The sequence below is a fragment of the Microbulbifer maximicatervae (SeqCode) genome (assembly GCF_052468155.1).
The window spans coordinates 768,262-794,371 of the sequence record NZ_CP174335.1 but is presented as its reverse complement, the minus strand read 5'-3'; the positions used below and the strand labels follow the sequence as shown (position 1 = coordinate 794,371).

The window sequence follows — 26,110 nt, the reverse complement described above, 5'->3', positions numbered from 1 at the left end:
TTTGTGAAGATACGCTGCTAACTACCCTGTGCGGTCAGCTGTCCTGTCCGCGCAGCCAGCGTCTCTCCAGCTGTATTTGTTGTGGGGCCAGCTCGGTTAGTGCGCGCCGGTATACTTCACGCTTAAAGGTCACCACCTTACTCAGTGGATGCCAGTAGCTTACCCAGCGCCAGTGGTCGAATTCAGGTTTGTAACCATTGTCGAAGCTGATAGAGGCCTCTTCTGCCTCGAGCTTCAGCAGGTACCACTTTTGCTTTTGCCCGATGCACAGTGGTTCGGAGCGACGTCGAATCAGCCTTTGAGGCAGGCGATAACGCAGCCAGCCTCGAGTACAGGCAATCATACTGACTTGATCGCGAGTAAGGCCTACTTCCTCGTACAGTTCCCTATATAGCGCCTGTTCAGGGGTTTCGCCCGGATTAATACCACCCTGGGGAAATTGCCAGGCGTCCTTGCCACCTACCCGCCGCGCCCACAGTGCCTGACCGCGGGCGTTGAGCACGATAATACCGACATTGGGGCGGAACCCCTCGGCATCGATATTGCTGCTGCTCTCGCCACTCGTGCCCCGGTTCTTGTTACCGGCCGGGGCTTTATCATTGCGATTCGAATGCTTGGCGGGCTTACGGCGGTTCTTTCGTCCGGCCTGTGCCGGCTTGCCGTCGCCCAAAATACCATCCTCAATACTGTTGTGTGCGGCCGTGCGCTGCACTTACTTGTTCTGCATTGTTCCACAGCGGGGGGTTTACAGCAATTCAGTGACGCAGTCCGTGTGCTGTCGTGCGGCGCAAGGTAAAATTAGCGGCCGCGCAGGGGACGTTTCCGGCTTCCTGGCGGTCAAATGCTTATGGGGAACCTATAGTTATGGGAGAGTCGACGGTGCACTTGGCAATCTTTGATCTGGATAACACGCTGATAGGTGGTGATAGCGATCATGCCTGGGGCGAATTTCTGGTGGAGCGTGAACATGTCGACGGGACCCGTTACCGCTCGGCTAACGATCGCTTTTATCAAGATTACCAGCGCGGTGAATTGGATATTTTTGCCTACCTGGAATTTGCCTTGGAGCCCCTGGCTCAGCTTTCCCGTGGTCAATTGGATAACTTGCAAAGCGAGTTTATGCAGGAAGTTATCAGTGAATTGTGGCTGCCTCGGGCCCAGGAGTTAATCGGCGAACACCGCCGCAAAGGCCACCACATCATGATTATCACTGCGACCAATCGCTTTGTGGTTGAACCCATTGCCTCGCGCCTCGGTGTCGATACCCTGCTGGCCACTGAGCCAGAGGAGGATGAGGGGCGGTTCACCGGGAAGGTCGTTGGTGAACCCTGTTACCAGGGAGGGAAAGTTGTCCGGTTGCGCCAATGGTTGGCCCACAATCCGGAATACGCCAACAGTGAAAAGTGGTTCTACAGTGACTCCATCAATGATCTGCCCTTACTGGGCGAAGTTGAGCACCCAATTGCGGTGGACCCGGATAATCGCCTGCGCGCAGAAGCTGAGGCTCGCGGCTGGCCGGTGATCAGTTTGCGGGAAGAGAGTGAGTAGGTGCTTGCCAGTATTTGTGAAATGCACAAGATGGGGAATTGAGTGAACGGATCTATTATCCAGTACCGGGCCCTGGCTGTTTTAATTGGGGCCCTGGCCGGACTTTCTGCCTGTGAGCAAAAAGCGGTAGAAAAACCGCAGCAGGTATCGCAACAAAGTATTGCGCCGCAACCTGTGAATGAAAAGGCTGCGACCGAGTTATCCCTGGCAATTTGGCAGGCGGGTGAGGCCCAGGTTATCCACGCCCATGCCGCTGTTGAAACTCTGCAGCGTGAAGTGGATGGTCTCCTGGCTCAGCCGAATGAAAATAAGTTAGAAAATGCCAGGCTTGCCTGGCTGGATGCCCACAGGGAATTTGCTGCTGCATTGCCTTATATCCAGTTGGCTTTTTCTTCGGGAGAGTTGCGCAGCCAGGGTAGAAAATTACTGTTATCAGTAGATAGTTGGCCGGCCCAGGCGGGCTACCTGGATACAGTGCCGGGTTATTCTGAGAGCGGTATCGTTAACGATACGGCCATTGATCTGACTTTAACGAACCTGCGCAAGCAGCACCGCTTGACGGCACATGAAGAGGCCAGCACCGGTTTTCACGCCCTGGAAATTATGCTCTGGGGGCCCACCAGCGAGCGGGTTGCGGAGCAGTTTTTAGCTAAGTCCGATGGGGAAAAACCCGAGGCCCTGGCCGTCAATCGGCGCCGTGAACTAACCCGCTTGATCGTTAAAGGTGTGGAAGAGGATATGGCAGGCTTGGCCCGCCGTTGGCCGACGGCAGCCAACAGCCTGTCGCGGCCCTATCTATCCCTTGGACCGGTTGCCCGATTGCAGCAAATCCGTGCATCGCACACCCGGGTGATTGATGAGCAGCTGTTGCGCAGGTTGCCGGAGAGTTCCGAGAGCGATGTGGAAAGTAGCCGTGCTGCGGATTCAAAGCAGGCGATATTGGCAATTATGGCAACTCTCCAGTCAAACTGGATTCCCACCGGTGGGGGCGGCTTGGCGGAGCTGTTGCTGGATCGACATCAGGTGACGGCTTTAGAGCAGGCTTTTGTGGATTTCGAGAGCTTGTTGTTGCAAATGGAAGACCCGATTGAGCTGGCGGAGCTGACCCAATTGGCCCAGGCACGCAAACTTCTGGAACGTATCGCCGGGTTGATGGCAGGTACTACCCAAGTGCCAGTATCCGATCAGGATGTGATGCCGGTTAGCTTACCGGTTGATGGTGAATAAATCTTGCTCTCACAGGCATAACAAAAAACCCGGCGACTGCCGGGTTTTTTGTATCTGTTGGGTGGGGATTACCAGCGACGTACAGGGCCAGTATCCACGTGTACGAAGTTACTCTTCGGGTAGTATCCGACACCGCCCGCTTTCAGGTTGAGTGCTGCCTGGCGCAACTTCGACAGGGACACTCCCGGCATACGGATATCCAAGGCCATACCACGTGTGTGGTAACTGCGTTTCGCTACGCCTCGGCCAGCTGCACGCAGCTTGGCATTGGTTTTAGGTGAACGGTATCCAGAGATAATCTCAATGGTGCCGTTGTAATTGAACTTCTCCTTCAGCTTGTAGACGATATCTAGAAGCTTGGGGTCCATTCGGGTCACTTCGTTGGCGCGGTGGTCACGAAGCAATTTGTTGAACTGCTTCAGGCCTCCGCTGCTGTAATCTCCGTTGGTCCAGTAGGCGGCCTCCAGCTTCTCCCCGGTGTGCAGGTTGCGCATTTTCAGGGTGCGGGAGCTACCTACTTTTGCGAAAGTCGGTCCGGCGCTGACGGCCGCCGCAGTTGCGCAGGTCACTGCCAGGAATCGACGTCTGGATGGATTCTTCATAATTCCGCCTCGTCGTTAAATCTCTCGTCGGTTTGCCTTAGTTGGCGCAACCGGGTACGGCGGAAAATGTACAAAAAATAACCAGCTGTTACAAACCTGAAGCTGCTAATTCGGAAATAATTAGATAGCCTGGGTGGTATATTTTTTCTTTTCTGCTACCTGAAATTGGAAATTTTATTGCTGATCAGTCGATAGTGCTGAATAGATTGGAGACAGCGTTGTCATTGCACGCTAATCACTAAAAAATTATTTTTCTGCGACTTATAAGTTTCATCGGGCGGTTTCGTCAGTGTACTTGGGAGCTATCCGATCACCTCTTCGGTCATGAGCTCGATAGCCTTCTTTATTAGTGGCTGGTTTACCCATCTATATACAGAGGACAACCTAGATATATAGAAGATAAGAATTTGTATGTACATGTATATACATGCAGATTGGGTTCTGCTAGCGTAGTATTTCTCCGGACATTCAGCTGTTTAGGTTATCCGGCATCCAGGACCGCCCTATATTTGGGGGGGCGTATTGATCTCAACTTCCTGGAGCCTGCCATTAGCAGCAGGCGATAAAAAGAAACCTGGAAAAATAAGATCCGGCCAGTATTGCTACCACGGTTGTGAATATGGCAAAGCTCTAATTTTTTAATGACAAGGATGTAGTTTCCAAACCAAGGCCAGGGTTTAAATAGGAATGTGAGCAGTGCTTTGAAAAATTAAATCAAACTTGCTTAGGTGGTTATTCTGACCGGTGTCTTTCAAGTTCTATTGTTTGGAGAACTTTAGCGTTATAGAGCGCTGCCAGCGAAAATGAGAACAGGCAAAATCCTTTAGCGATACTTAATATTTTTCACTTGCCGATAGGCTCCCTAATTTGGATAAGGCTGTTCTTTGTCACGATGATAAATATCAGAGCGGAATTGGGGGCGCCCATCCCTATCTATCCAGGCGGTCATATAAACGATGTAAATACGGGGTGATCCCTTCACCTTTACATTCAGAGCATCGTGCCCATTGGCTGCCTGCGCTACCCGGGTTCTGTCCCACCCCTGGTCACGAAGAAGAAAATAAGCTAATTCTTCTGGTGCTTGTAGCCTAACGCATCCGTGACTTAATGCCCGCTGGCGAAGTTTAAACAGGCTTTGAGCCTGGGTGTCATGGAGAAAAATAGCCTGCTTATTGGGGATAACAAATTTCACTTTCCCCAGGGTATTCTCAGGTCCACTCAATTGTCTCAAAGTAGCGTGTCCACCGGCTGCCTTGGCGATAGTCTCCTCTGTAATAGGGGACGATTTACCGCTGCGATATTGCACTACCCGATAACCCCGTTTGTGCATAGCTGTAGGGTTGTGTCGTGCCTTGGGCAAAAGCTCAGTGACAAGAATACTTCGGGGGACAGTCCAGGTTGGGCTGAAAACAATATTGGTTATTCGTGTGCGCATATCCGGTGTGCGCGTGCTGCTTTTTCCTACGACGGTTTTCATATCGAGAGCAACTGAACCATCTTCGATAAGCTGTAAGCGATAGTCAGGCACATTAACGATTACGTAGCGATCATCCTCAGGGAGCTTTAGTTTCTCCCATCGGGATGCATTCAATTCCATTTGCTGAGCGCGCTCTATTGGAGATACGGCCAAGGCTGCAAGTGTGTCTTCATCGGCGATGCCTGTAACGTTCAGTCCGTGACGCTCCTGAAAGCGCTCCACTGCAGCTTGGAGCGCACTGTCAAATCTTCGGGGGTCTTTTTGTGGGGCGGAAAGCGGCCCGGGTTGACCGTGATAATCCTTATAAATTGCCAGCAAGTTACGTAGTTGCAGGACACGAGGGCCTTTGTCTCCGGGCTGTAAAGTTTTCCCCTGGGCAATCGGTCGCCAGTTTTTCGCTAACACTCGGTAGGCCTGAGCGGTATCGCGCAATTGCTGGGTTGAACTGATTGGCTCAATAATGACATCGGTCTGCCCAGTGAATGAAGCATTCAAAGGGCTGGCCGAGGCAATTATGAGGCTTATCAGTGCGGCGATGCCGAGCTGGAATGGGCCATTTGCCATACTGATAACTCAGTAGTCCCTATAGCTCTTTATCCGCTTCACTCCGCTACCTCCTATTACTGATCCCGGTTATAGATATCCGGCCGAAACTGAAGCTGCCCATTTTCATCGATCCAGGCAGTCCAGTAAGCGATATAAACCGGTAGGGGATTTTTAAGGGCAACACCATGGGTGCGACCACTTCCCAGCGCGCGATTGATACGGGCATCACTCCACTTGTTTTGCTGGGCTAACATCATGCGAGCAAACTGCAATGGTTTTTCCAGGCGAATACAACCGTGGCTAAAGGCTCTTTGGGATTTTTTGAATAAATGCTTGCTATTTGTGTCGTGGAGAAAAATGGCCTGCCGATTGGGGATAACAAATTTCACTCTTCCCAAAGCATTTCCCGGCCCGCCTTTTTGTTGCAGTGAAACTTGTCCTCTACGCACTGCAGCCACATTTCCACGAGTAAAAGGCACCGATCTGCCCCGATGATTCATTAGGCGATAACCCTTAGCTCTCAGTGCGGAGCTGCCCTTGGGTAAAAGTTCACGCAGCGCAATACTGGGCGGGACACGCCATACAGGATTAAATTCCAGTCGCGTCATACGGGTAGCGATTTGCGGTGTTTTGTGTTTTGGTTTTCCCACAACCACACGCATACGGAACTGCTCTTTATCGCCTTCAATTAGGCGCAAATTAAATTCCGGGACATTCACGATGATATAGCGAGGCCCTAAATCCTTGGGAAGTTGTTTCCAGCGTTCAATATTCGCTGCCAGAATTTTGGCAACTTTATCTGGCGGGGTATTGAGTCGACTCCGGGTTCCCTCATCAACCAGTGCCGTTTGCTTTAATCCGTGACGTTTCTGAAACCGTTTAACGGCCTGCTGCAGTTTTTTGTCGTAGACATCTGCTTTAGAAGTATCTGCTCCGTACTCTTCGGGGTGGTGATCACCATAGAGCATTAACAGGCTTCTCAATTGCGCAACCCGGGGACTGCGACTGCCCGGTGCGATAGGTTGTCCAGCACTGAGCGGTTTCCAGTAATTACCTTGTGCCAGGGTTTGGTAGCGTGCTAACGCTTCGCTGAGTAGGGAAAATTGCCTGCCCTGAGGTAAAAAAGGATCGCGACTGCCGATCAAGTCAGGTTCGACGGTATCTTGAGCTTCGGCGAGTATTTGTGGTGAGTGAATGCCTAGCGATATTGCTATGGCAATCGCAGCGGCACTCGCCCTGAGGGAGGTTAGTTGGTTGCGTGGCAAAAAAGCGCAAAGTGAATTGTTGGCAGCACCCATAAGTCACCCCTGCAAGCACTGAGAAATCAGTGAGATTTATCACTGTGCTCACATTGATAACTTGTGACTGATAGTCTTTAAATAATTTTCAGGAATGGCGCTGCTTAAGAAAGGCTAATTAATGGAATAACACGCTCAATAATTCCTTGGTTATAACCGGGGCGACGTATAGCCGCCCCGGTTTCTTTTAAAATTGATTATCGGTCAGTCCATCTTTGCCATAAATATCCGGGCGGAAGTTCAGGTTGCCCTGACCATCGACCCAGGCAGTCCAGTAGGTGATATAAACCTTCACCAATTGGGACATATCCACTTCCGTGGTTTCCTCTCCTGTGGTCAATTGATCGATACGCCACTGATCCCAATCCCCTTGGGGACGAAGCAGCGCTTCGGCCAAGTGGCGGGGTTTTTCCAGGCGGATGCAGCCATGGCTATAGCCCCGTGAGGTCAGGGAAAAAAGTTTGCGCGCGCGCGTATCGTGCAGGTACACGTCGTGAATATTGGGGATTTCAAATTTGACACGTCCCAATATGTTTTCCTCACCGCCCATTTGGCGCATAAGGTAGGAACCCGAACCTGCAGCAGATAGGTTTTGCGGAGTCAGGGGCAGTTTTTCACCCCTACCGCTAATCACCCGGTATCCCATTTTTTCCATACCCGCAGGGTTTTTACGAGCTTTGGGGAGTATCTCATTTACCAGGATACTGCGCGGTACTGTCCAAGTGGGGTTAAAGACTACCTTGCTGACGCGGGTGGTTATTTCAGGCGTTGCGTGTTTTTTCTTACCGACGACCACATTCATCGCCAGTTTGACCTGATCGTTTTCCACGTATTTGAGACGATACGCGGGAATATTGACCTGGATAAAACGGCTGCCCAATTGTTCCGGCAACTCTTCGCGGCGCTTGATATTCATTTCCACAATGCGGGCGCGTGCAGCTGGGGATAAGTTCAGGCGCTTGCGAGTTGAGCGACCGACAATACCATCTGCTCTCAGGCCGTGACGTTTCTGGAAGCGCACCACCGCTTGGTGAAGGCCCCGATCGAAGCGATTGCGATCAGTGCCGCCGTAGCTGTAGTAAGACTGGTAATCACCGTATAGGGAGAGCAGGTTGCGCAGGAGGCCCACATGTGGGTGGCGTGCACCCATGGTCATGGCAGGGCCCGCCGGGATCGGACGCCAGCGACCGCTGGAGGAAATCTTGCGCAGCCGTTGCAGCTCACCGCGCAGCGCTCTTACATCGTTGCCATAGGGCCGGTTTTCCTCGTAGTAAGGCCCCTCACTATTTTCAGATCTCACCGGTGGGGCGGCAGTATTTGACCGCCCCTGATTGTAATAAACGCGACTGCCAGAACCCGAACCACTATTGTTGTCCCGATAGGAACGGTATCGACTGCGTTCATAGGTGCGAGTGCTACCGGAATAATTGCGTCCTGAGTAATTGCCGGAAGTATCCGCATTGTATTCCCGCGAGTAATAGCGGCTGCGAACATTGCTGCCTAGATTGGCCGCGCGATCATATCCGCGGAAGTACTTGCGCCCGCTGGGTTCACTGGAAGCCTGCTGTTGAGCGGTGCTGGTCGCAACCAGGCGGAAACCTTCGCTATCCCGCAGAACCGGTGTGACACCCCGACGCGGGCGGGTTTTGGGCTTGAGCCTGTCCAGCTGGGTATCTTGCGCGTAGGACACAAAGGCATCGGTTAGTAAGATATCCAATACGGCTGCCATCTGCAGACGTTGAGGTGTATCGCGCAAGGTGCGATCGAAGTACCCCAGGTGGTAGCGGTAGTCGACCATGCTGCTCGGATTGCCGGAGCTGGCAGCTGTGAGTTGTTTCAGCAGGTCATTGGCACTATCACTTAGGCTGTAGTTATCGAACCAAAGCAAGCGGTAATCCGTGCGCTGGTAGATCTTGCGCACAGCGGCGGGGTTAAAAATGGGGTCCTGGGCTGGCCAGGCATCGGGGTTTTCCTCCAGCCAGTGCACTAAATGAGGGCGAACAGCGTTCTCCGGTAAAACGGGTACGGTCTTCTGGTTTGCTGCGAAAGCATAATAAAGAATGAAGACACAGAGGCTACCCAGTGTCAGCAGTGGAAGTACAGATTTGCGTCTACGATGCTCGGGGTTGAAATACGACATGGTACCTCAGCGATTCTGCGGGGGCCCGGTGCGATATTTTGGAAAATGCCGGGCGCCAGATCGTTCATACCTTCCCAACCTGTGGCGAGCCCATCCAGATACTCAGGGATATTATCGGTGACTCGCACGTGTCATGCGTCCCGCGCGACTTCCTTTTATTAAGACTGATGTCGGTGTCCTGCTTGCGCGAAACTCAACCAACTTCAGTCTGTGAAAGTAAGTATGGCAATAAATGCAAAATTTGCTTGGCGCTTCATTCTTTTTAGAGTAAGGATTTGTGAATGATGAGTTTTGCGCCAAATTTTTCGCTCATGGGTGAAAAAGGGGCGTGTTTACTGGGGCTTATTTGAATATGGTGCAGAGGCTTGCACAAAAAGTTATGCACAATTTCTCTGCCATTAGCATTGAGCCCGCTTAATTGGGCGACTGGGTAGTGAAGTAGCGCAGGGGTCCATTTTCATTGCCCTGTATAAAAGTCTGCTCCCAAAGTTGGCCACACCCCCTCTGGTCGATGGTGATTACGGTGCTCGCGCGGGTGCCGTAACCTCCATTGCGAAGCATTGGTTCTGTCGCCGAGCTATCGGCATCAATTTGAATGAATATAGGAGAGAGCGCCCGCTCAATCTCCAGTGGTAGCCCGGTATGGGGGAGTTGTTGGTCCGGCGCGGGGGTGCGATCTTTGAGCAGTGCCAGTGCTGGCTCCACAAAGCTCTCGATTGTTACCAGTTGGTCGGCCGCAGGTATTATTTCTGCCAGCCCCGCTTTGCCCCTCTCCACCTTTGGCCAGGGTTCGTCCGGTGCGCCGTTGGAGATACCGTGAATACCCGGTTCAAACGTAAATGGCTTGTGCCGGTTTCCGGCACAGAAGAGAGTGTTTTGATTCTCAACATCAAACAGCAGGGCGTTAAAGCCCCGGTACTGCTGGGATTCCAGGTAGTGGATGAAAAGCTCAGGGCTAATTTGTTGGCTGAGGAATTTCTGCGGTATTTCCCCGCGGGATAGCGCTCCTACAGGTTCCGGTGTCCCAGGCTCCCGGATATTGGTTACAGCGGCGACCCGACCGGGGGAGACGCCGGCCCAGGTTCCCTGGGCTTCAAGGTCTCTACCCGCAATTAGCTCGGTTCCTGGCCAGCGCGCAGCTGAGGCGGCTGGCCTTTGATAGAACTCATCCCGATTGGCGATCAACAGCAGCGGGTATTTAGGGTGGCATTGATAGGCGAATAGCAGTAGACACATTGGGATGTTCCCTAGGGGCAAGCTGCCCTTCCACAGCGGGGGGCTTTACGACCATAATACGCCCTTTATTGGCAATCGCGATTCCCCCATGCTGACCTATCCCGAAATTGACCCGGTAGCCTTTGCAATAGGCCCCTTAAAAGTGCACTGGTATGGGCTGATGTACTTGGCTGGCTTTGTCGCGGCCTGGTGGTTGGCATTGCGCCGAAGTGCCAAACCCTGGTCGCCGGTTATTAAATCCGAAGTTGAGGACTTGATTCTCTACTGTGCCATTGGTGTCGTTATCGGTGGCCGCTTGGGGTACATGTTCTTTTATAACTTCCCCCAGTTGCTCGAAGACCCGATATCACTGATTCGGCTGTGGGAAGGGGGGATGAGCTTCCACGGCGGGCTGATTGGGGTAATGTTGGCCACGGCACTCTACGCGCGTAAAATTGGTACAACCTTCCCGGCTCTAATTGATTTCGTTGCTCCTCTGGTGCCCATCGGTCTTGGGCTTGGGCGGATCGGTAATTTTATTGGCCAGGAGCTTTGGGGGCGTGAAACTGAAGGCCCTTGGGGCATGGTCTTTCCAAAGGACCCGGACCTTCTGGTCCGGCACCCATCCCAGCTGTATCAAGCCTTCCTTGAGGGACTGGTTCTCTTTGCGCTGCTCTGGTGGTTCTCCAGTAAGCCGCGCCCTCGACTCGCGGTGGGTGGTATGTTCGTGACGCTCTACGGTGTATTCCGCTTCCTGGTGGAATTTGTCCGGGAGCCCGATGGGCATATTGGTTTTGATTTATTTGGATGGATGACACGTGGGCAGCTTTTGAGCCTGCCGATGATTATTGCCGGCATCGCATTGCTGGTGTGGAGTTATAAAACTCAGCCGCTTCCCGAGGGGAGAACTGAGCAGAAAGGTAAGAAAGCAGGGTCTTCCCGAGTTAAAGGCGGAGCATAGCAGTAGATGAAGCAGTATCTCGATCTAATGCGCCATGTGCGCGATAACGGCACCGTTAAAGGTGACCGCACCGGCACTGGTACTCTCAGTGTGTTTGGCTATCAAATGCGCTTTAATTTGGCGGAGGGTTTTCCGCTGATCACCACTAAAAAGTGCCATTTGCGCTCGATTATTCACGAACTTCTGTGGTTTTTGCAGGGGGATACCAATATCCGCTACCTCCAGGACAATAAGGTGCGGATTTGGGATGAGTGGGCGACAGAGGACGGTGATCTGGGCCCTGTATATGGCCATCAATGGCGCTCCTGGCCCACTTCGGATGGCCGCCAGATCGACCAGATTGAGCAGTTGGTACATCAGTTGAAAACCCGCCCGGACTCCCGGCGCCTGATGGTTAGCGCCTGGAACCCTGCGGATCTGCCAGATGAAGGTGTTTCACCTGTTGATAATGCCCGTGAAGGGCGCATGGCCCTGGCTCCCTGCCACGCCCTGTTCCAGTTTTATGTCGCTGACGGCAAGTTGTCCTGTCAGCTGTACCAGCGAAGCGCAGATATTTTCCTGGGGGTGCCTTTTAATATCGCCTCATACAGCCTGTTGACCCTTATGCTGGCACAGGTATGCGGTTTGAAGCCCGGCGATTTTATCCACACCTTTGGTGATGCTCACCTCTACTCCAACCATATGGAGCAGGTCGAACTGCAATTGCAGCGCGACCCTCTGCCTCTGCCACAAATGCACTTGAATCCAGATGTGAAAGATCTGTTTTCTTTCCGTTTCGAGGACTTTGAACTCAAAGGTTACGAGGCCTATCCACATATTCCGGCACCTGTAGCGGTTTAAGGAGCGGTAATGACGGTTTCAATTGCTTTGATTGCGGCGGTTGCCCGCAATGGTGCTATCGGCAAGGACAATGAGCTCCCCTGGCGTATCTCCGGCGATCTGCAGTTTTTTAAGCGGACGACTATGGGAAAGCCAGTAGTAATGGGACGAAAGACCTTTGAGTCTATTGGTCGCCCACTTCCGGGGCGCGTAAATATTGTCATTACGCGTAATGCTGACTGGGTTGCAGATGGCGTTGAGGTGGTCCAGTCTCTGGATAAAGCCTTGAGTCTGGCTCAAGAAAGCGCTAAAGACAGTGGGGCAAGCGAGGTGATGGTCATTGGTGGAGCACAAATTTACCGCCAGGCACTGCCACTGGCTGCCCGCTTATATGTCACCGAAGTTGACGCAAATATCGACGGGGATGCATACTTTCCCGACATGGATGACTCTTGGGTCGAATCGGCACGAGAGTGTTACCCGGCCTCGGACAGGAATGAGTACAACTACTCATTAGTCCAATATGACAGATTTAAATAAAAACAATTTGATCAAAAGTTAATCGATCTGTTAAATTCTCCAACAGCCTACACAAGGAAAGTCGCCGCTAATGTGTGCAAGTAACCCGGGAATGTTACCCAAGTGTTACTTTGCTACCCAAGCGGGCCGATGCTGGCAATCGGCATTTGAATAATCAAATCGGCTGTTTACAATGTGCGGCTCTTAGCTGTCTTCTAACCAATGTTTTTAAAACAAAAGGACACCGCGTTGTGGCAGCTATCTCATCGCGACCATGTTGTGAAATATTGAACCCACTGGGGGGTCTAATGAAAACCAAGCGATTCATGGCTGTGGCGCTGACCACTGCGCTGTCTGCTGGCGCGCTCTACGGCAGCGTAGCCACTGCGGATACTCTCGATAACGTACTCGCCGTCGGCCAGCAGAAAACCACTGCGGCCCAGGCATCGCAAAAGCGCATCGACAAGATTGCCGACGAAACTAGCAGCCTGCTGCAGGACTTCAAGGTGGTTAATAAAGAAATCGATGGTCTGCGCGTATACAACCGTCAGCTGGAAAAGCAGCTGGCCAACCAGCTCGAAGTTATCAACGATCTGGACGAGTCTATTGCCAACGTTACTGTTATCGAGCGTCAGATTCAGCCGCTGATCCTGCGTATGCTGGATGGCCTGGAACAGTTTATTGAGCTGGACGCTCCGTTCAAGCTCGAAGAGCGTATCGCGAACCTCAACGGTGTTAAGAGCACCATGGATCGTTCCGATGTCAGTGTTGCGGAAAAATTCCGTCAGGTACTGGAGCTGTACAACTTTGAAGCGGAATATGCTCGTAAGATCGACTCTTACCGCGATACCCTGACTGTTGCCGGCCAGGAGCGTGAAGTGAGCGTTCTGCAAATCGGCCGTATCGCCCTGTTGGCTCAAACTACAGATGCTGAAATTTCCCTCGCTTACGACAAAGCGCAAAAAGCGTGGGTTGAGATCGATGCTGGTGAATACCGCCGCGCTCTCATGAACGGTCTGAAAATTGCCAAAAAGCAGGCCACCATCGACATCATGACCATGCCGATCCCGGCTCCGGAGGCAGCGCAATGAAAACCTCTTTCGCCAAACGCATTTTAGTGGCGGCAGCAGCTGGCCTGATCAGTTTCTCCGCAGTTGCACAGGAGAAGGCCTCTTCTCTGGATGACCTGCTGAAAATGGTTCAGCAATCCAAAGTTGCCGAGTCCAAAGAACACAAGCAGCGTGAAGCTGAGTTCCGCCGCCAGAAGGCCAACCAGAATGCTCTGCTGAATCAAGCTAAAAACACTCGTACCGCTGAAGAAAAGCGCTCTGCTGAACTGGAAAAGAAATACCAGGAGCAGGAAGTGGCTGTAGACCAGAAACGTCAACAGCTGGATGAGCGTATGGGCTCGCTGAAAGAGCTGTTCGGTCATATGTCTTCTACCGCAGCTGACCTGCGCGCCAACATTGGCTCCTCTCTGGTTTCTGCCCAATACCCCGGTCGTACAGAGTTCATCGACGGTCTTCTGGCCAAGATGAATACTGCTACCAAACTGCCGACTATCGAGGAAATCGAGCGTCTGTGGTTTGAAATTCAGCGTGAAACTGTTGAATCCGGCAAAATCGTTAAGTTTAACGCAACCGTGATCAAGCCAAATGGTGAACAGGTTGATCAGGAAGTGGTTCGCGTAGGTAACTTCAACCTGGTTTCCAATGGTAAATACCTGGAAATGAACAATGCCTACAAAATGGCTGAGCTGATCCGTCAGCCGGACGCCAAGTTCCAGGGCATGGCTGAAGCTCTGCAAACCTCTACCGGTGGTTTCAGTGCCTTCGGTGTAGACCCGACTGGTCCTACCGGTGGCTCCTACCTGAAAGCTATGATCAACAGCCCGGACATCGTAGAGCGTTGGCACCAGGGTGACATCGTGGGTTACATCATCACTGCTGTTGGTGTTTTCGCGATGCTGCTGGCTATCTTCCGTCTGATCGTTCTGACTGGCGTCGGTGCTAAAGTAAATGCTCAGCTGCGTTCCTCTACTCCGAACACCAATAACCCACTGGGTCGTGTACTGGCTGTTGCGGAAGAGAACAAAGGTGTAGACGGCGAAACTCTCGAGCTGAAGATGGAAGAAGCAGTACTGAAAGAGCGTCCGGCAATCGAATCCGGCCTCAACCTGCTGAAGATCATCGCGATGGTTGCTCCTCTGCTAGGTCTGCTGGGTACTGTTACCGGTATGATCGTAACCTTCCAGGCGATCACTATCTTTGGTGCGGGCGATCCCAAGGCAATGGCCGGCGGTATTTCCTCAGCCCTGATCACCACCGTTCTCGGCCTGTGTGTTGCTATTCCGACAGTATTGATGCACACCATTGTAAATGCCCGTGCCAAGCGTGTTCTGCATATTCTTGAAGAGCAGAGCGCCGGTATCGTGGCAGAAAACGCCGAGCGCAAATAAGAGGAGGCGGCAACATGCACGCATTAATCGACGCATGGGCCGCCGTCAACGCCTTTATGGCGTCGGGCGGGCCAGTACTGTTCCTGATCGCCGGCCTGACCTTCTTTATGTGGACGCTGATTTTTGAACGTGTTTTCTACTTTAACAAAGGGTTGAAAAGTGACGTTCAAGGTGCGGTAGATCAATGGGAGGGGCGCGGTGAGCGCAAATCCTGGGCTTCGCACCAGATCCGTTATGCAATGATTTCCCGGGTATCCGAGAAAATTCAGGACAATATGGACATGATCCAAGCTTGTGTCGCCCTGGCCCCTTTGTTTGGGCTGTTGGGTACGGTTTGGGGCATGATCAACGTGTTCGATGTTCTCGCGATTACAGGTGGTGGTGACGCCAAGCAGATGGCCAGTGGTGTATCCATGGCAACTATCCCAACAATGGCGGGTATGGTTGCGGCCCTGTCAGGCGTATTTGCCAACACTTATCTAGCCCGTAAAGCTGAGCGTGAAACCCAGCTGCTGGAAGATCATCTGACAATGGATCACTAAGCATACACCAGCGAATAACTTCGTTTATTTGCTGTGAAGGTTTAGCCAAGCCAGATACTTTTGCCGGGGGCTCCCTGAGTCCCCGCTGGAAAAGTTCGCTAAGAGAGTTGCTATGAGCAAAAGACAAAATACGGCAGAAGAAGAAGCCGGCGCAATTGACCTCACGCCTATGCTGGACGTGGTGTTTATCATGCTGATCTTCTTTATCGTCACCGCGACCTTTATTAAGGAGCCAGGTGCTGATGTTGAGAAGCCGGAAGCGACAACCGCTGAACTCAAGGCCGCCTCTATCCTGGTAGCGATCAACGACAGTGACGAGGTTTGGATTGCTAAAGAGAAGGTTGATGAGCGCCAGGTAAGAATTGTCCTGGAGCGTCTCTACTCGGAAAACCCGAAAGGGTGGTTGGTAATTCAGCCCGATAAGGGAGCAAGCATTGAGAAGATTGCCCTGATTGCAGAAGCAGCCAGGAAGATTGGTATCAAGAAAGTTTCCGTCGCTACAGAGAAGAGTTAACAGCTATGAATCCGGTAAGACTTCTTGGGGCAGGTACATTGGCGGTAGCCACGACCTTTGGCCTCATCTTCACCATGCATCAGCTGATTGCAGCAAACATGAAAGCTCCTGAGGAAAAGGAAACTTTCAAAGTTGCCGATGTGGTGATGCCTGATACGAAGATTGAAACACAGTACGACACCGCCAAGCCGGTAAAACCAGACGAGCCAGACACTCCGCCGCCGGAGATGCCGGAGCCTGACTTCGAGGAACCGAATATTGATGGCAACATCAGTATTGCTGCTCCCAAAGCGGGTGGTGATGTTAAGCTGTCTGGCTTCAGTTTTGGCGAGGGTGATTACCTGCCGATCGTTAAAGTACAACCGCAATATCCTCGTCGCGCTCAGCAGCGTGGTATAGAAGGCTATGTAATCGTTGAATACACCGTAACGACTAATGGCTCTGTACGTGATCCGATAGTGATTGAGGCGTTTACGCTGAAGGGTAAACCCACAACTGTTTTCAATCGCGCAGCTTTGAAGTCCGCGTTGAAGTACAAGTACAAGCCGCGGGTAGTCGATGGCAAGCCGACCGAAGTTCCTAATGTTAGAACTAAGATCAGCTTTAACATGGCTAAGGACTAAAAGGGGGAAGCACTATGAAGTTGACGACCATCACTAAAGGTTTGTCCAAGTTCGCTCTGCGCACGTCAGTAGCGCTACCCTTGGTTCTGGCACCGACGGTCAGCGTTACCGTGCTCGACGCGGTAGGAGTGTCTGCTCCTTTCGCTTCTGTACAAGCGCAGGAACAGAAAAAGCCGAGCAAGCAAAAGACTCGTAAAGTTCCGGCAATGCGTGAAGCTGCGTATAAGAAGCTGGAGAAAGCCCAGGAAGCTGCTGATGCGGAGGATTGGCCGGCTGCACTTGTAGCGCTGAAAGAAATGGATGAGGCTAAGAAGCGCTTCAACGGTTATGAAGTTGCCCAGATGTATAACTTCTTCGGTGTTGTTTACTACAGCACTGAGCGTTACAAAGAGGCGATTCCCTATTTTAAAAAGGTGCTAGACCAGGGTGAAAAAAACCTGCCGGTTGCCTTGGAAGTAGGAACTTTATTTACACTGGCTCAGCTCTATTTTGTCACTGAGGATTACAAGCAGGCGATTAACTACCTGAACCAATGGTTTAAGGTCTCCGATCGTATTACTGCTGATTCCTACGCTTTACGTGCCCAGGCTTATAACCAGGTTGGCAACCAGGCTAAGGCTCTCTCGGATATCAATATAGCGGTATCCATGTATGAAAAAGAGGGTAAGACACCTAAAGAAGCATGGTATGGATTGCAGCAATATGTTTATTTCGAGCGAAGCGACTACAAAAATGTAGCCGGTGTCTTGGAAAAACTGGTGCAGTACTATCCAAAGCCTGTGTACTACAAAACACTGGCGGCGATGTATGGCGAGTTGAAGCGTGACAAGGACCAGCTGCATATGATGGAAGCAGCTTACCTTGCCGGTGCTTTGGAAAAGGATAGAGACCTTTTGAATATGGGTTATCTCTTTATGGGGCATGAAATGCCTTATAAAGGGGCCAAGGTGATAGCTAAGGGTATTCAAGAGAAGAAGATCCCACGTACAGCTAAAAACCTGGAAACCCTAGCTCAGGCCTACCAGATGGCACAAGAACTTCAGAAAGCTATCCCGCAGCTGGAAGCAGCAGCCCAGCTTTCTGATAAAGGTGAGATTTACTCGCGCCTGGCTGGTATCTACTTAGATTTGGATCAGAACGAAAAAGCCATCGCTATGGGCAAAAAAGCCATGGCCAAAGGCGGTGTTAAGCGTATTGATCAACTGCAAATTGTTATGGGTATGGCCAATGCCAACCTGAAGCGCTATGACTCAGCTTTGAAGAGCTTCAAGCTTGCACTGAAAAGTGAGAGATCTGAGAAAATGGCTAGGCAGTGGATTACCTTTATCGAAGGTGAACAGAAACGTGAGAAGCAGTTGGCAATTTAAAGCTAATTAACTTTTTAAGTTTCAAAAAAGCCGCGCAGTAATGTGCGGCTTTTTTTATGCTTCTTTCTCTTCTCACGGCAATGCAAAATTTTGAGATAACCTGTATTAACAGACTATTTGCATTTTTTTGTAAATTGACTAATGATTAAGTCAGCTGATCAGCTTTTCCATTTTCGGCACAAGAATGCCGCTTATTGCACCCTAAAAATAATAGGAGAGGTGTTATGGATAGAGCTTGTCAGTCAATTCCCAACCCCGTGTTTTTCCCCCAGCATTTACTTGCAGGCTACGTGAAGGGCCTGGGATATGCTGCCGTGACAACAGTGGGGCTGCTCTTTTTGATGAGTCAGCTGGTGGCAACTGATATTGAAGAGCCAGCAGTTGAGTTGTTGCCACAGATTAAATCGGTACATATGCCGAAAAAGGTGATTGTTACCGAAAATTATGAGGCACCTACACCACCACAAACAGTCATTGAACAGCCGAATATGCGAGTTGAGCAGACTGAGGTCTTGCCGGTTAAGCTGAATATTCAAATAGGCTCTCCAACACCAGTCTCTGAAACTGGGATGAAGGTATCGCAAGATCCTTTGCCTGTGTACAAAGCTGCACCACGATATCCTAGTGCCGCTTTGCGCAGGGGAATTGAAGGATATGTTGTTGTAGAGTTTACAGTGACAAAAACAGGGGCAGTGCGAGATGCCCGTGTTGTTGGTGGTTATGACTCTAATGGTAACCCAACCCGTGTATTCGATCGTTCTGCGATAGCTGCGGCAGAAAGATTTAAGTATCGGCCTCAAATGGAAGCTGGCCAACCAGTGGAACGCTACGGGGTACGCAATCGAATCAGTTACAAAATAGCGGAATAACAAAACGGCCCTTTGGGGCCGTTTTGTTTAGAACAGTTTTAATCAGTCAATTTCCCTCACCGCCCCGCGATCTGCACTTGTGGCAAGCATGGCATAGGCTTTCAGTGCTTTGCTGACTTTACGAGGGCGCTTTTCGATGGGCTTCCATCCATTGGGGTTTTCTTCCATTTCTTGGCGCCGCTTATCGAGTTCACTTTCCTCAATAGCGATTTCAATTTTCCTCGCTGGAATATTAATACGTATTAGATCGCCATTGCGCACGAGAGCGATGTTACCTCCAGACGCCGCCTCCGGTGAAACATGTCCAATTGAGAGGCCTGAAGTTCCTCCTGAGAAGCGGCCATCGGTAATCAATGCGCAGTGCTCACCGAGTCCTTTGGACTTTAAATAACTGGTGGGGTAAAGCATCTCTTGCATTCCAGGTCCACCTTTAGGACCCTCATAGCGAACGATAACAGCCTCCCCTTTACTGACCTTCCCTTCGAGGATATTGGAAACCGCCTCTTCCTGGCTTTCTACTACATGGGCGGGGCCTTCGAACTTCCACAGCGACTCATCGACGCCGGAAGTCTTCACTACACAGCCATTGGGGGCCAGGTTGCCAAAGAGAACGGCGAGCCCTCCCTCAGAGGAGTAGGCGTACTCAGGAGAACGGATACAGCCACGCTGGCGGTCTGCATCTAAAGTGGACCAGCGGCATTCCTGGCTGAAAGCTGTTTGGGTGGGAATGCCTGCGGGGCCCGCGCGATAGAATTCCAGTACAGATTGGTCGTCCGTGCGGCAAATATCCCAGCGCGCAAGGGCATCGGCGAGCGAACCACCGTAGGCGGTTGGCAGCGAGGAGTCGATAAGACCTGCGGCCTCCAACTCCCCGAGGATGGCCATTACACCACCGGCGCGGTGTACATCTTCTATATGGTATTTCTCGGTATTGGGGGCAACCTTGCACAGCTGTGGAACCTCACGGGAGAGGCTGTCGATATCTTCCAGGGTAAAGTCAATCTCACCCTCTTGAGCGGTTGCCAGCAGGTGCAGGATGGTATTTGTGGAGCCTCCCATGGCGATATCGAGAGCCATGGCATTGCGGAAGGCTGTGCGGTTGGCGATGTTGCGCGGCAGGGCAGTTTCGTCATCCTGCTCATAGTAGCGTTTGGTCAGGGTTACGATCTCGCGGCCAGCGCGGAGGAATAGCTCCTTGCGGTCGGCGTGAGTCGCTAGCATGGTGCCGTTACCAGGGAGTGAAAGCCCCAGGGCCTCGGTCAGGCAGTTCATGGAGTTCGCTGTAAACATTCCTGAGCAGGAGCCGCAGGTCGGGCAGGCAGAGCGCTCATACTCAGCAACTTCCTCGTCGGAGGCCGTATCTGTAGCGGCGATCACCATAGCATCTACTAAGTCGAGCTTGTGGTCAGCCAGCTTGGTTTTGCCGGCCTCCATGGGGCCACCGGAGACAAAGATAACTGGAATGTTCAGGCGCATGGCTGCCATCATCATTCCTGGTGTGATCTTGTCACAGTTGGAGATACAAACCAGGGCGTCGGCACAGTGGGCATTGACCATGTACTCCACTGAGTCAGCGATAATTTCGCGGCTGGGCAGGCTATAGAGCATGCCGTCGTGACCCATTGCGATACCGTCATCCACAGCGATCGTATTGAACTCCTTGGCCACGCCGCCGGCGCGCTCAATCTCCCTTGCGACAAGCTGACCCATATCTTTTAGGTGTACGTGTCCGGGGACAAACTGGGTAAAAGAGTTTGCGATGGCAATGATTGGCTTATGGAAGTCCTCGTCCGTCATACCGGTGGCACGCCACAAGGCGCGGGCTCCGGCCATATTGCGACCGGCGGTAGAGGTGCGGGAGCGGTATTGGGGCATAGTCACAGATTCCAGCTGGCAACAATGAATGCGCCAGCTTAGCAAAAAATGGACTTTCCTGGGATGTTTTTGCGCCCAAACTACCCATTAAAGGAGTATTAAGGATGGATATTTCAAATTTCTATGACTAAGTGGGCTGACTGTTCCCCAGACGTTTGCGCAGGATTCTCGAATTACGCTGAATGTTGTACAGGGATTTACGCGTAGCAGGCAGCTCGCTGATACCGACTTGCTCAAAGCCCTGCTCGATAAACCAGTGCTCTGTCTGGGTAGTGAGGACGTAGAGTTCGTCGACCTGGACTGTTTGCGCCTGTCGCTCGAGGTGGCGCATCAGCTTGGCACCACGCCCGCCACCGCGAAATTCCGGGTGGCTGGCAAGGCAGGCGACTTCGGCGGCTGTGGTAGCGCCTTTATCATCCTTAATTGGGTAGAGTGCGGCACAGGCAACTGGAGTGCCGTCCACCTCCACAAGCGTGAAGTGTTCAATTTCTGCCTCGAGCTTCTCGCGGGAGCGCCGTACCAAAACGCCATCTTTTTCTAACGGGCGGATCAGCCCAAGAATGCCGCCCACATCGGTTATTCGCGCTCTGCGCACAACTTCGTAGCTGTCCCGGTAAATCATGGTACCGGCCCCTTCACGGCGGAATAGCTCCTGAATTAAGGCGCCGTTTTTACAAAAGCTAAGTAGGTGTGTACGGGCGATCCCTGCATTACAGGCTCGAATGGCACAGCGCAGGGTTGCGCTTTGCACCTTGGGTGAAACCTGCTCTGCCTGCAAAATACTTAACTCGTGTACCGGATTTCCGTCCACTTGAAGTTGCTCAGGTTCGCGGAATAGCACTAGTTTCTCGGCGCGCAATACTCTGGAAGCCTCAGCGGCCAGGTCCAGGTAATTGATATTGAAAAGCTCCCCGGTCAGGGATGTGCCCAGGGGAGAAAGGAGTACCAGGGAACCCTGATCTAGGTTTTGCTCCAGAGTGTTGGTGTCCATGCGTCGCACGGTGCCGGTCCAGCCCAGGTCCACGCCATCTAGCACGCCACTGGGACGGGCGGTAACAAAATTGCCCGAGACTACCTTGAGGGCCGAACGTGCCATCGGCGAGTCTGGCAATCCCTGGGAAAATGCGGCTTCAATATCGAAGCGCAGTTTACCCACGACGGACTTAACAATCTCCAATGTCTCTCGATTGGTAATACGCTGGTTCTCGTGAAATCGATTTTCAATGCCGCGCTCATCCAGGGCTCGATTAATTTGTTCCCGTGCGCCGTGCACAACAACCAAGCGAACCCCAAGGCTGGCAAGCAGCGCCATATCGTGTACTAGATTGCGGAAATTGGCGTGCTCTAAAGCGTCGCCGGGGATACCAATTACTAAAGTGCGACCGCGCAGGTCGTTGATGTAAGGTGCCGCGTGGCGAAACCAGTTCAGGGAGGCGTTATCGTCGCTCACTAATTCTTACCGTGTGCAAGTCTTGTGGTGTTAAAGCCCCGGAGGCTGTCGCAGGGAGATTAAAGGCAAAAGCGGCCAATCAAGTCGCGCAGAATGTTGACCATAGGGTTGATACGATCCAGGGCGAGAAATTCATCCGGCTGATGAGCTTGGTCAATATCGCCGGGGCCGAGCACGATAGTGTCAATATTCAAACTCTTCAAGTAGGGCGCTTCAGTACCAAAGGCAACACTTTCAGCGGGATGGCCACAAAGTTGTTCTGCAACTTTTACTAACTCTGAATGGGAATCCTGTTCAAAGGGCGCAGTGCCAGGGAATAAAGAGGCCACTTCCACCTGAATTTTAGTGTCTTGTGGAATGGTAAGGATACGTTTGGTTAGTTCTTCCCGTAGGTCCGTAAGCTGCATTCCGGGCAACGGACGAATATCAAACTGGAGTTCTGTGTGGCCGCAGATCCGATTGGGATTGTCACCCCCATGGATACAGCCTAAGTTCATCGTGGGTACTGGAACGGCGAATCCGGGGTTGTTGTACTTTTGCTGCCACTCTTTTCGCAGTGTTAATAGTTCACCGATAACTTTATGCATGGCCTCGAGAGCGTTGGCCCCCAAGCTTGGATCTGATGAGTGGCCGGACTGGCCGGTAATACGCACAGCTTCCATCATAACGCCCTTGTGCATACGTATCGGGCGAAGCCCGGTGGGCTCACCAATTACCGCGTAGCGGGCTTGGGGTTTGCCAGCCTCGACCAGGGCGCGGGCACCACTCATACTTGTTTCTTCATCGGCTGTTGCCAAAACAATCAATGGTTTTTGTAAAGGTTTGCCGAGAAAAGTCTGCACAGCCTCTATAACCAGAGGGAAAAACCCCTTCATATCACTGGTGCCGAGACCGTATAAGCGGTTGTCGCGCTCTAAAACCTTAAAGGGGTCCGATTGCCAGCGCCCCGAATCAAAGGGGACTGTATCAGTATGTCCGGATAGAACGAGCCCGCCTTTGTCACCACTTGTACCACCGAGAGTAGCAATCATATTGGCTTTATTGGGAGAGCCCTTTAAAGGCATTATCTCTACATTGAAACCAAGTCCTTCTAACCATCCACCCAGTAGCTCAACCACCGGGCGGTTACCCATATCCAGGGAAGGATCGGTTGCACTGACACTGGGACTGGCGATCAGTTGATGTAATTGGGTCTTCAGGTCAGGTACTGCGATACTCGCCATGGTGACTTTCCCTACTTTTGTTACGCCATTCATTCAGGATAACAGCGGCTCCGATCAGTCCTCCCCCAAGGGCGAGACGGGTTAGATCGGCATCCCGATTCCAGATTAACAGATTTACCAATAAACCAGCGGGAATCAGTGCATTGTTCATCGCGGCCAGGGTGCCAGTAGAAACCTGCGTAGCACCCTTGTTCCACAAAAAATATCCCAGACCTGATGCCACCAACCCTAACCAGAGTAGAACACCCCATTGTTGTGAGCCTTGTGGGTACTGCGCTTCTCCGAGTAGGAGCCAGGCGATAACGGTGACCAAGCTGGCGCCGATAAAAAACCAAGCGAAGGTTTGCCTCGGGGGGAGGCCTTGCTCGACGGACATCAGACGCTTGTAGGTTACCTGTCCCACAGCAAAACATAGGTTGGCACCCTGGACGACTGCAAATCCAATCCAGAAGTCGCTACTGGGGGAGTCCCAGCGAATAGTGGCGGCTCCCAATACAGCTACGGCTGCGATAGTGAGGTTCCAGACAGAAAAGTGCCTATTAAGGAAGTCCTCAAGGGCGGTGATATAAAGAGGGGTGAAAATAGTAAATAGCAGTACCTCGGGGACACTGAGCAGTAAGAATGACTGGTAGTAAAACAAATACATCAGCCCCAGTTGTACAGCGCCGATCACAATTAAACGGATCGCGGTGCGGAGAGGGCAAGCCTTCCATTTCAGCATGGGTAGAAATACCGCCATGGCAAGGAGAACCCGTGTCATTGCTGAAAAATAACTATCCACCTGTCCGGCCAGGTAGACGCCTATCAGGCTGAAAGAAAAGGCCCACAGCAGTGTGACAAACAACAATAATGGCATCTGGAAAAATTCGCAGGCAACAGTAAACTGGTGGGGCAGGCCCAAGTAATGACACTGAATATTACTGTTGCTTGTAATAAATAGATATGGATTTGGAATTCCAAATCTCTTTTGTGGGTTAGCCTGGCCCTCCAAGCAAGGTGAGGGAATAATTAAACACTGCGGCTTGGGCGACTATTGTTCCGAGCTACCTGGTTTCCCCATCTGAGCAAATTCACATTGCAATCATTGCGATCGATAATTGCCTCTATCAGGCAAAGCCCATCGTGTTTTAGGGCATCTTTGATTGCTTTGTCCAGCTCTCCCTCAGTGGTGACTTTACAACCCCAGGCTTTGCCTTCTCCTGCACTGAAAACTTCGATTAATTGCGCGTATTCCCAGTTTTTAATGTTGTTGTAAGGGCCGTCGTGGATCTCCACTTCAATGGTGTAGCCACCGTTATTCACCAGAAAAATAATTGGATTAACGTTATAACGGATCATGGTGGAGATTTCCTGGGCGGTCAGCTGGAAGGAGCCGTCGCCGATACAGGCAATCATCCGCCCCTCACCCATACCCAGGGCATAACCTAGAGTTGCCCCTACAGACCAGCCGATACTTCCATATTGCATCTGTATTTCAAAGCGGGCTCCATCTGGTAGCGACAGCTCCATACCGTTAAACCAGGAGTCCCCGGTTTCCACCAGCAGAGCGGTATCGCTTTTAAGCATTTTTTGAATTCGCGCAAACAGCTGACGGACTGTCAAATTGTCGCTTCGCTTGCCCGGTTGGGGGATATGTTTTGGACTGCTGACCCTGCGATAGGCTTGTACTGCACCGGTGTTGGGAGTGAGTTTATCTACCAGCGCTTCCAACAAATCATTCATGTGTACATTGCTGTAACAGGTCTCACCCAGCTGTACAGAAGTTGGCAGTGCGATAACGGTCCTGCTTTGATCGAAGCAAAGCTGGTGCCCGGTTGTGGTGTAGTCAGTAAAGAGTGGGCCGGCGAAGAGCAAAGCGTCGGCGGTATCAACTATCTCGCTGCAGCCCGGTGTACTGACCGGTCCCCAGTACATACCCATAAAGTTATCGTGGGTCTCTGACAGCAGGCCTTTGGCATCCGCCATACAGGCCACACCGTAACGGCTGCTGGCGGCGAGTTCGCGCAGGGATTCTTCCGCACAGGCAGCGCGTACCCTTCCTCCCGCAATCAGAACTGGCCGTTCGGCAGCATTGAGGAATGCGGCAATATGCTCTACCGCAGCAGAGAGGGAATCCGGGTCACTAGTGGCGCTACGTGCAAATCCACGGGGGATAGGGGCCGATGTAGGTGCGTTAGCAATATTGGCTGCAATTTCGATGTAGACCGGTTTACGCCGCAGCATGGCGGTATCAATTGCTCTGTCTATCGCTGCAGGAGCGAGGGATGGATGGTGGATAACCACGGTTTCGGCTGTTACCCGCGAATAGATTTCGCTCTGGTAGCTGTAATCGACCTTACCTAAAGTGTGATGCAAATACTCCCACTCAGCCTCAGAGTTCGTATTTGGTCCGCCAGAGATTGCAATTAAAGGGAGGTCTTCGGCAAAAGCACCGGCTACTGCATTAATCATGCTGAGGCCGCCGACGGAGAAGGTGACTACTGCCGCTGAGGGGCCACCGGTTGCGCGGGCATAGCCGTCGGCGGCATAGCCTGCATTTAGCTCGTTACAGCAGCTGATCATTTTGAGATCTGGGTGGAGTAGTAATTGATCCAGTAACACCAGATTGTAATCGCCAGGCAAGGCGAAGTAGTGCTCTATGCCTGCGTCTTTTAATCTTTGTGCCAGGTAGGTTCCCACTGTCCAGTTGCTAACAGTCATGTAATTTACACGAGTGAATTGAAGTTGAGGCGCAATCCTTAAGTGCCAGATATCTGTTTTGCTACTGGCACAGCTTAGTTGAGAATGGGGTGAGTGAGAGACATAAAAAAAGGGGCCTGGGCCCCTTTTTGATTTAT

Annotated in this window: 23 protein-coding genes; 12 read left to right on the top strand and 11 right to left on the bottom strand. The window is 51.8% G+C overall.

The window, feature by feature from the left end; genetic code table 11:
- Positions 1 to 34: 34 nt before the first annotated feature.
- Complete coding sequence (locus ACJJIY_RS03235) at positions 35 to 541, bottom strand: RNA pyrophosphohydrolase (RefSeq protein ID WP_445359645.1); 507 nt, start codon at positions 539 to 541, stop codon at positions 35 to 37.
- Positions 542 to 879: 338 nt separating this feature from the next.
- Here ACJJIY_RS03235 and ACJJIY_RS03230 point away from each other — a divergent pair, with 338 nt between their 5' ends.
- Together ACJJIY_RS03230 and ACJJIY_RS03225 are read left to right on the top strand one after the other, a co-directional pair.
- Positions 880 to 1,548, top strand: a complete 669-nt coding sequence (locus ACJJIY_RS03230) for a histidinol-phosphatase (RefSeq protein WP_445359644.1) — start codon at positions 880 to 882, stop codon at positions 1,546 to 1,548.
- Positions 1,549 to 1,590: 42 nt separating this feature from the next.
- Entirely contained in the window at positions 1,591 to 2,775 is a 1,185-nt protein-coding gene (locus ACJJIY_RS03225) for an imelysin family protein (RefSeq protein WP_413663580.1), read from the top strand.
- Between the two features lie 68 nt (positions 2,776 to 2,843).
- Here the strand turns inward: ACJJIY_RS03225 and mepK are convergent, their stop codons facing one another.
- The 5 genes from mepK to ACJJIY_RS03200 form a co-directional block, all read right to left on the bottom strand.
- Complete coding sequence (gene mepK / locus ACJJIY_RS03220; protein WP_282930973.1) at positions 2,844 to 3,377, bottom strand: peptidoglycan L,D-endopeptidase MepK; 534 nt, start codon at positions 3,375 to 3,377, stop codon at positions 2,844 to 2,846.
- An 862-nt stretch (positions 3,378 to 4,239) separates the two neighbouring features.
- The gene (locus ACJJIY_RS03215; protein ID WP_445359087.1) at positions 4,240 to 5,418 is read right to left on the bottom strand and encodes a L,D-transpeptidase family protein; all 1,179 of its coding nucleotides are present in this window, start codon (positions 5,416 to 5,418) and stop codon (positions 4,240 to 4,242) included.
- Positions 5,419 to 5,474: 56 nt separating this feature from the next.
- Positions 5,475 to 6,698, bottom strand: coding sequence for a L,D-transpeptidase family protein (locus ACJJIY_RS03210; protein ID WP_444907055.1), 1,224 nt, complete (start codon positions 6,696 to 6,698; stop codon positions 5,475 to 5,477).
- A 187-nt stretch (positions 6,699 to 6,885) separates the two neighbouring features.
- Positions 6,886 to 8,838, bottom strand: a complete 1,953-nt coding sequence (locus ACJJIY_RS03205; protein ID WP_444907056.1) for a L,D-transpeptidase family protein — start codon at positions 8,836 to 8,838, stop codon at positions 6,886 to 6,888.
- A gap of 414 nt (positions 8,839 to 9,252) precedes the next feature.
- On the bottom strand, positions 9,253 to 10,074 hold the full coding sequence (locus tag ACJJIY_RS03200; RefSeq protein ID WP_444907057.1) for an NRDE family protein: 822 nt from the start codon (positions 10,072 to 10,074) through the stop codon (positions 9,253 to 9,255).
- Positions 10,075 to 10,162: 88 nt separating this feature from the next.
- Here ACJJIY_RS03200 and lgt point away from each other — a divergent pair, with 88 nt between their 5' ends.
- The 10 genes from lgt to ACJJIY_RS03150 all read left to right on the top strand — a co-directional run bounded on the left by lgt (position 10,163) and on the right by ACJJIY_RS03150 (position 18,725).
- A complete protein-coding gene (gene lgt / locus ACJJIY_RS03195) occupies positions 10,163 to 11,014 on the top strand; it encodes a prolipoprotein diacylglyceryl transferase (protein WP_413665894.1) in 852 nt (283 codons plus the stop codon).
- Between the two features lie 6 nt (positions 11,015 to 11,020).
- A complete protein-coding gene (locus tag ACJJIY_RS03190) occupies positions 11,021 to 11,854 on the top strand; it encodes a thymidylate synthase (RefSeq protein WP_444895885.1) in 834 nt (277 codons plus the stop codon).
- Between the two features lie 9 nt (positions 11,855 to 11,863).
- Entirely contained in the window at positions 11,864 to 12,373 is a 510-nt protein-coding gene (locus ACJJIY_RS03185; RefSeq protein ID WP_444895886.1) for a dihydrofolate reductase, read from the top strand.
- A 287-nt stretch (positions 12,374 to 12,660) separates the two neighbouring features.
- Entirely contained in the window at positions 12,661 to 13,443 is a 783-nt protein-coding gene (locus ACJJIY_RS03180; RefSeq protein WP_444895887.1) for a DUF3450 domain-containing protein, read from the top strand.
- Positions 13,440 to 14,810, top strand: a complete 1,371-nt coding sequence (locus ACJJIY_RS03175) for a MotA/TolQ/ExbB proton channel family protein (RefSeq protein ID WP_444895888.1) — start codon at positions 13,440 to 13,442, stop codon at positions 14,808 to 14,810. The genes ACJJIY_RS03180 and ACJJIY_RS03175 overlap by 4 nt, the downstream gene beginning before the upstream one ends.
- Positions 14,811 to 14,824: 14 nt before the next feature.
- Positions 14,825 to 15,352 carry a MotA/TolQ/ExbB proton channel family protein gene (locus tag ACJJIY_RS03170; RefSeq protein WP_108734755.1) on the top strand — a complete coding sequence of 176 codons (528 nt, stop codon included), beginning with the start codon at positions 14,825 to 14,827 and terminating at the stop codon, positions 15,350 to 15,352.
- A gap of 112 nt (positions 15,353 to 15,464) precedes the next feature.
- Complete coding sequence (locus tag ACJJIY_RS03165; protein WP_108734754.1) at positions 15,465 to 15,866, top strand: ExbD/TolR family protein; 402 nt, start codon at positions 15,465 to 15,467, stop codon at positions 15,864 to 15,866.
- Between the two features lie 5 nt (positions 15,867 to 15,871).
- The gene (locus ACJJIY_RS03160; RefSeq protein ID WP_444895889.1) at positions 15,872 to 16,489 is read left to right on the top strand and encodes an energy transducer TonB; all 618 of its coding nucleotides are present in this window, start codon (positions 15,872 to 15,874) and stop codon (positions 16,487 to 16,489) included.
- Positions 16,490 to 16,503: 14 nt separating this feature from the next.
- A complete protein-coding gene (locus ACJJIY_RS03155; protein WP_444895890.1) occupies positions 16,504 to 17,856 on the top strand; it encodes a tetratricopeptide repeat protein in 1,353 nt (450 codons plus the stop codon).
- A 224-nt stretch (positions 17,857 to 18,080) separates the two neighbouring features.
- Positions 18,081 to 18,725: a TonB family protein gene (locus tag ACJJIY_RS03150; protein WP_444895891.1), complete on the top strand. Its 645-nt coding sequence runs from the start codon at positions 18,081 to 18,083 to the stop codon at positions 18,723 to 18,725.
- Between the two features lie 42 nt (positions 18,726 to 18,767).
- Here the strand turns inward: ACJJIY_RS03150 and ilvD are convergent, their stop codons facing one another.
- The 5 genes from ilvD to ACJJIY_RS03125 all read right to left on the bottom strand — a co-directional run bounded on the left by ilvD (position 18,768) and on the right by ACJJIY_RS03125 (position 25,973).
- Positions 18,768 to 20,600: a dihydroxy-acid dehydratase gene (gene ilvD / locus ACJJIY_RS03145; protein ID WP_445359086.1), complete on the bottom strand. Its 1,833-nt coding sequence runs from the start codon at positions 20,598 to 20,600 to the stop codon at positions 18,768 to 18,770.
- Positions 20,601 to 20,727: 127 nt separating this feature from the next.
- The gene (argA, locus tag ACJJIY_RS03140) at positions 20,728 to 22,050 is read right to left on the bottom strand and encodes an amino-acid N-acetyltransferase (RefSeq protein ID WP_445359085.1); all 1,323 of its coding nucleotides are present in this window, start codon (positions 22,048 to 22,050) and stop codon (positions 20,728 to 20,730) included.
- Between the two features lie 59 nt (positions 22,051 to 22,109).
- On the bottom strand, positions 22,110 to 23,273 hold the full coding sequence (gene argE / locus ACJJIY_RS03135; protein WP_444934355.1) for an acetylornithine deacetylase: 1,164 nt from the start codon (positions 23,271 to 23,273) through the stop codon (positions 22,110 to 22,112).
- Positions 23,251 to 24,129, bottom strand: a complete 879-nt coding sequence (locus ACJJIY_RS03130) for a carboxylate/amino acid/amine transporter (protein WP_444934354.1) — start codon at positions 24,127 to 24,129, stop codon at positions 23,251 to 23,253. The genes argE and ACJJIY_RS03130 overlap by 23 nt, the downstream gene beginning before the upstream one ends.
- Positions 24,130 to 24,281: 152 nt before the next feature.
- Positions 24,282 to 25,973: a thiamine pyrophosphate-binding protein gene (locus ACJJIY_RS03125; RefSeq protein WP_108734747.1), complete on the bottom strand. Its 1,692-nt coding sequence runs from the start codon at positions 25,971 to 25,973 to the stop codon at positions 24,282 to 24,284.
- Positions 25,974 to 26,110: the final 137 nt, after the last annotated feature.

Bases quoted from the DNA above. Each gene is read 5' to 3' on its own strand.
- ACJJIY_RS03130 (WP_444934354.1), bottom strand. From the start codon at position 24,129: ATGCCATTATTGTTGTTTGTCACACTGCTGTGGGCCTTTTCTTTCAGC.
- argE (WP_444934355.1), bottom strand. From the start codon at position 23,273: ATGGCGAGTATCGCAGTACCTGACCTGAAGACCCAATTACATCAACTG.
- ACJJIY_RS03205 (WP_444907056.1), bottom strand. From the start codon at position 8,838: ATGTCGTATTTCAACCCCGAGCATCGTAGACGCAAATCTGTACTTCCA.
- ACJJIY_RS03210 (WP_444907055.1), bottom strand. From the start codon at position 6,698: ATGGGTGCTGCCAACAATTCACTTTGCGCTTTTTTGCCACGCAACCAA.
- ACJJIY_RS03200 (WP_444907057.1), bottom strand. From the start codon at position 10,074: ATGTGTCTACTGCTATTCGCCTATCAATGCCACCCTAAATACCCGCTG.
- ACJJIY_RS03125 (WP_108734747.1), bottom strand. From the start codon at position 25,973: ATGACTGTTAGCAACTGGACAGTGGGAACCTACCTGGCACAAAGATTA.
- lgt (WP_413665894.1), top strand. From the start codon at position 10,163: ATGCTGACCTATCCCGAAATTGACCCGGTAGCCTTTGCAATAGGCCCC.
- ACJJIY_RS03150 (WP_444895891.1), top strand. From the start codon at position 18,081: ATGGATAGAGCTTGTCAGTCAATTCCCAACCCCGTGTTTTTCCCCCAG.
- ACJJIY_RS03180 (WP_444895887.1), top strand. From the start codon at position 12,661: ATGAAAACCAAGCGATTCATGGCTGTGGCGCTGACCACTGCGCTGTCT.
- ACJJIY_RS03170 (WP_108734755.1), top strand. From the start codon at position 14,825: ATGCACGCATTAATCGACGCATGGGCCGCCGTCAACGCCTTTATGGCG.
- ACJJIY_RS03155 (WP_444895890.1), top strand. From the start codon at position 16,504: ATGAAGTTGACGACCATCACTAAAGGTTTGTCCAAGTTCGCTCTGCGC.
- ACJJIY_RS03165 (WP_108734754.1), top strand. From the start codon at position 15,465: ATGAGCAAAAGACAAAATACGGCAGAAGAAGAAGCCGGCGCAATTGAC.
- mepK (WP_282930973.1), bottom strand. From the start codon at position 3,377: ATGAAGAATCCATCCAGACGTCGATTCCTGGCAGTGACCTGCGCAACT.
- ilvD (WP_445359086.1), bottom strand. From the start codon at position 20,600: ATGCCCCAATACCGCTCCCGCACCTCTACCGCCGGTCGCAATATGGCC.
- ACJJIY_RS03190 (WP_444895885.1), top strand. From the start codon at position 11,021: ATGAAGCAGTATCTCGATCTAATGCGCCATGTGCGCGATAACGGCACC.
- ACJJIY_RS03215 (WP_445359087.1), bottom strand. From the start codon at position 5,418: ATGGCAAATGGCCCATTCCAGCTCGGCATCGCCGCACTGATAAGCCTC.
- ACJJIY_RS03175 (WP_444895888.1), top strand. From the start codon at position 13,440: ATGAAAACCTCTTTCGCCAAACGCATTTTAGTGGCGGCAGCAGCTGGC.
- ACJJIY_RS03160 (WP_444895889.1), top strand. From the start codon at position 15,872: ATGAATCCGGTAAGACTTCTTGGGGCAGGTACATTGGCGGTAGCCACG.
- ACJJIY_RS03185 (WP_444895886.1), top strand. From the start codon at position 11,864: ATGACGGTTTCAATTGCTTTGATTGCGGCGGTTGCCCGCAATGGTGCT.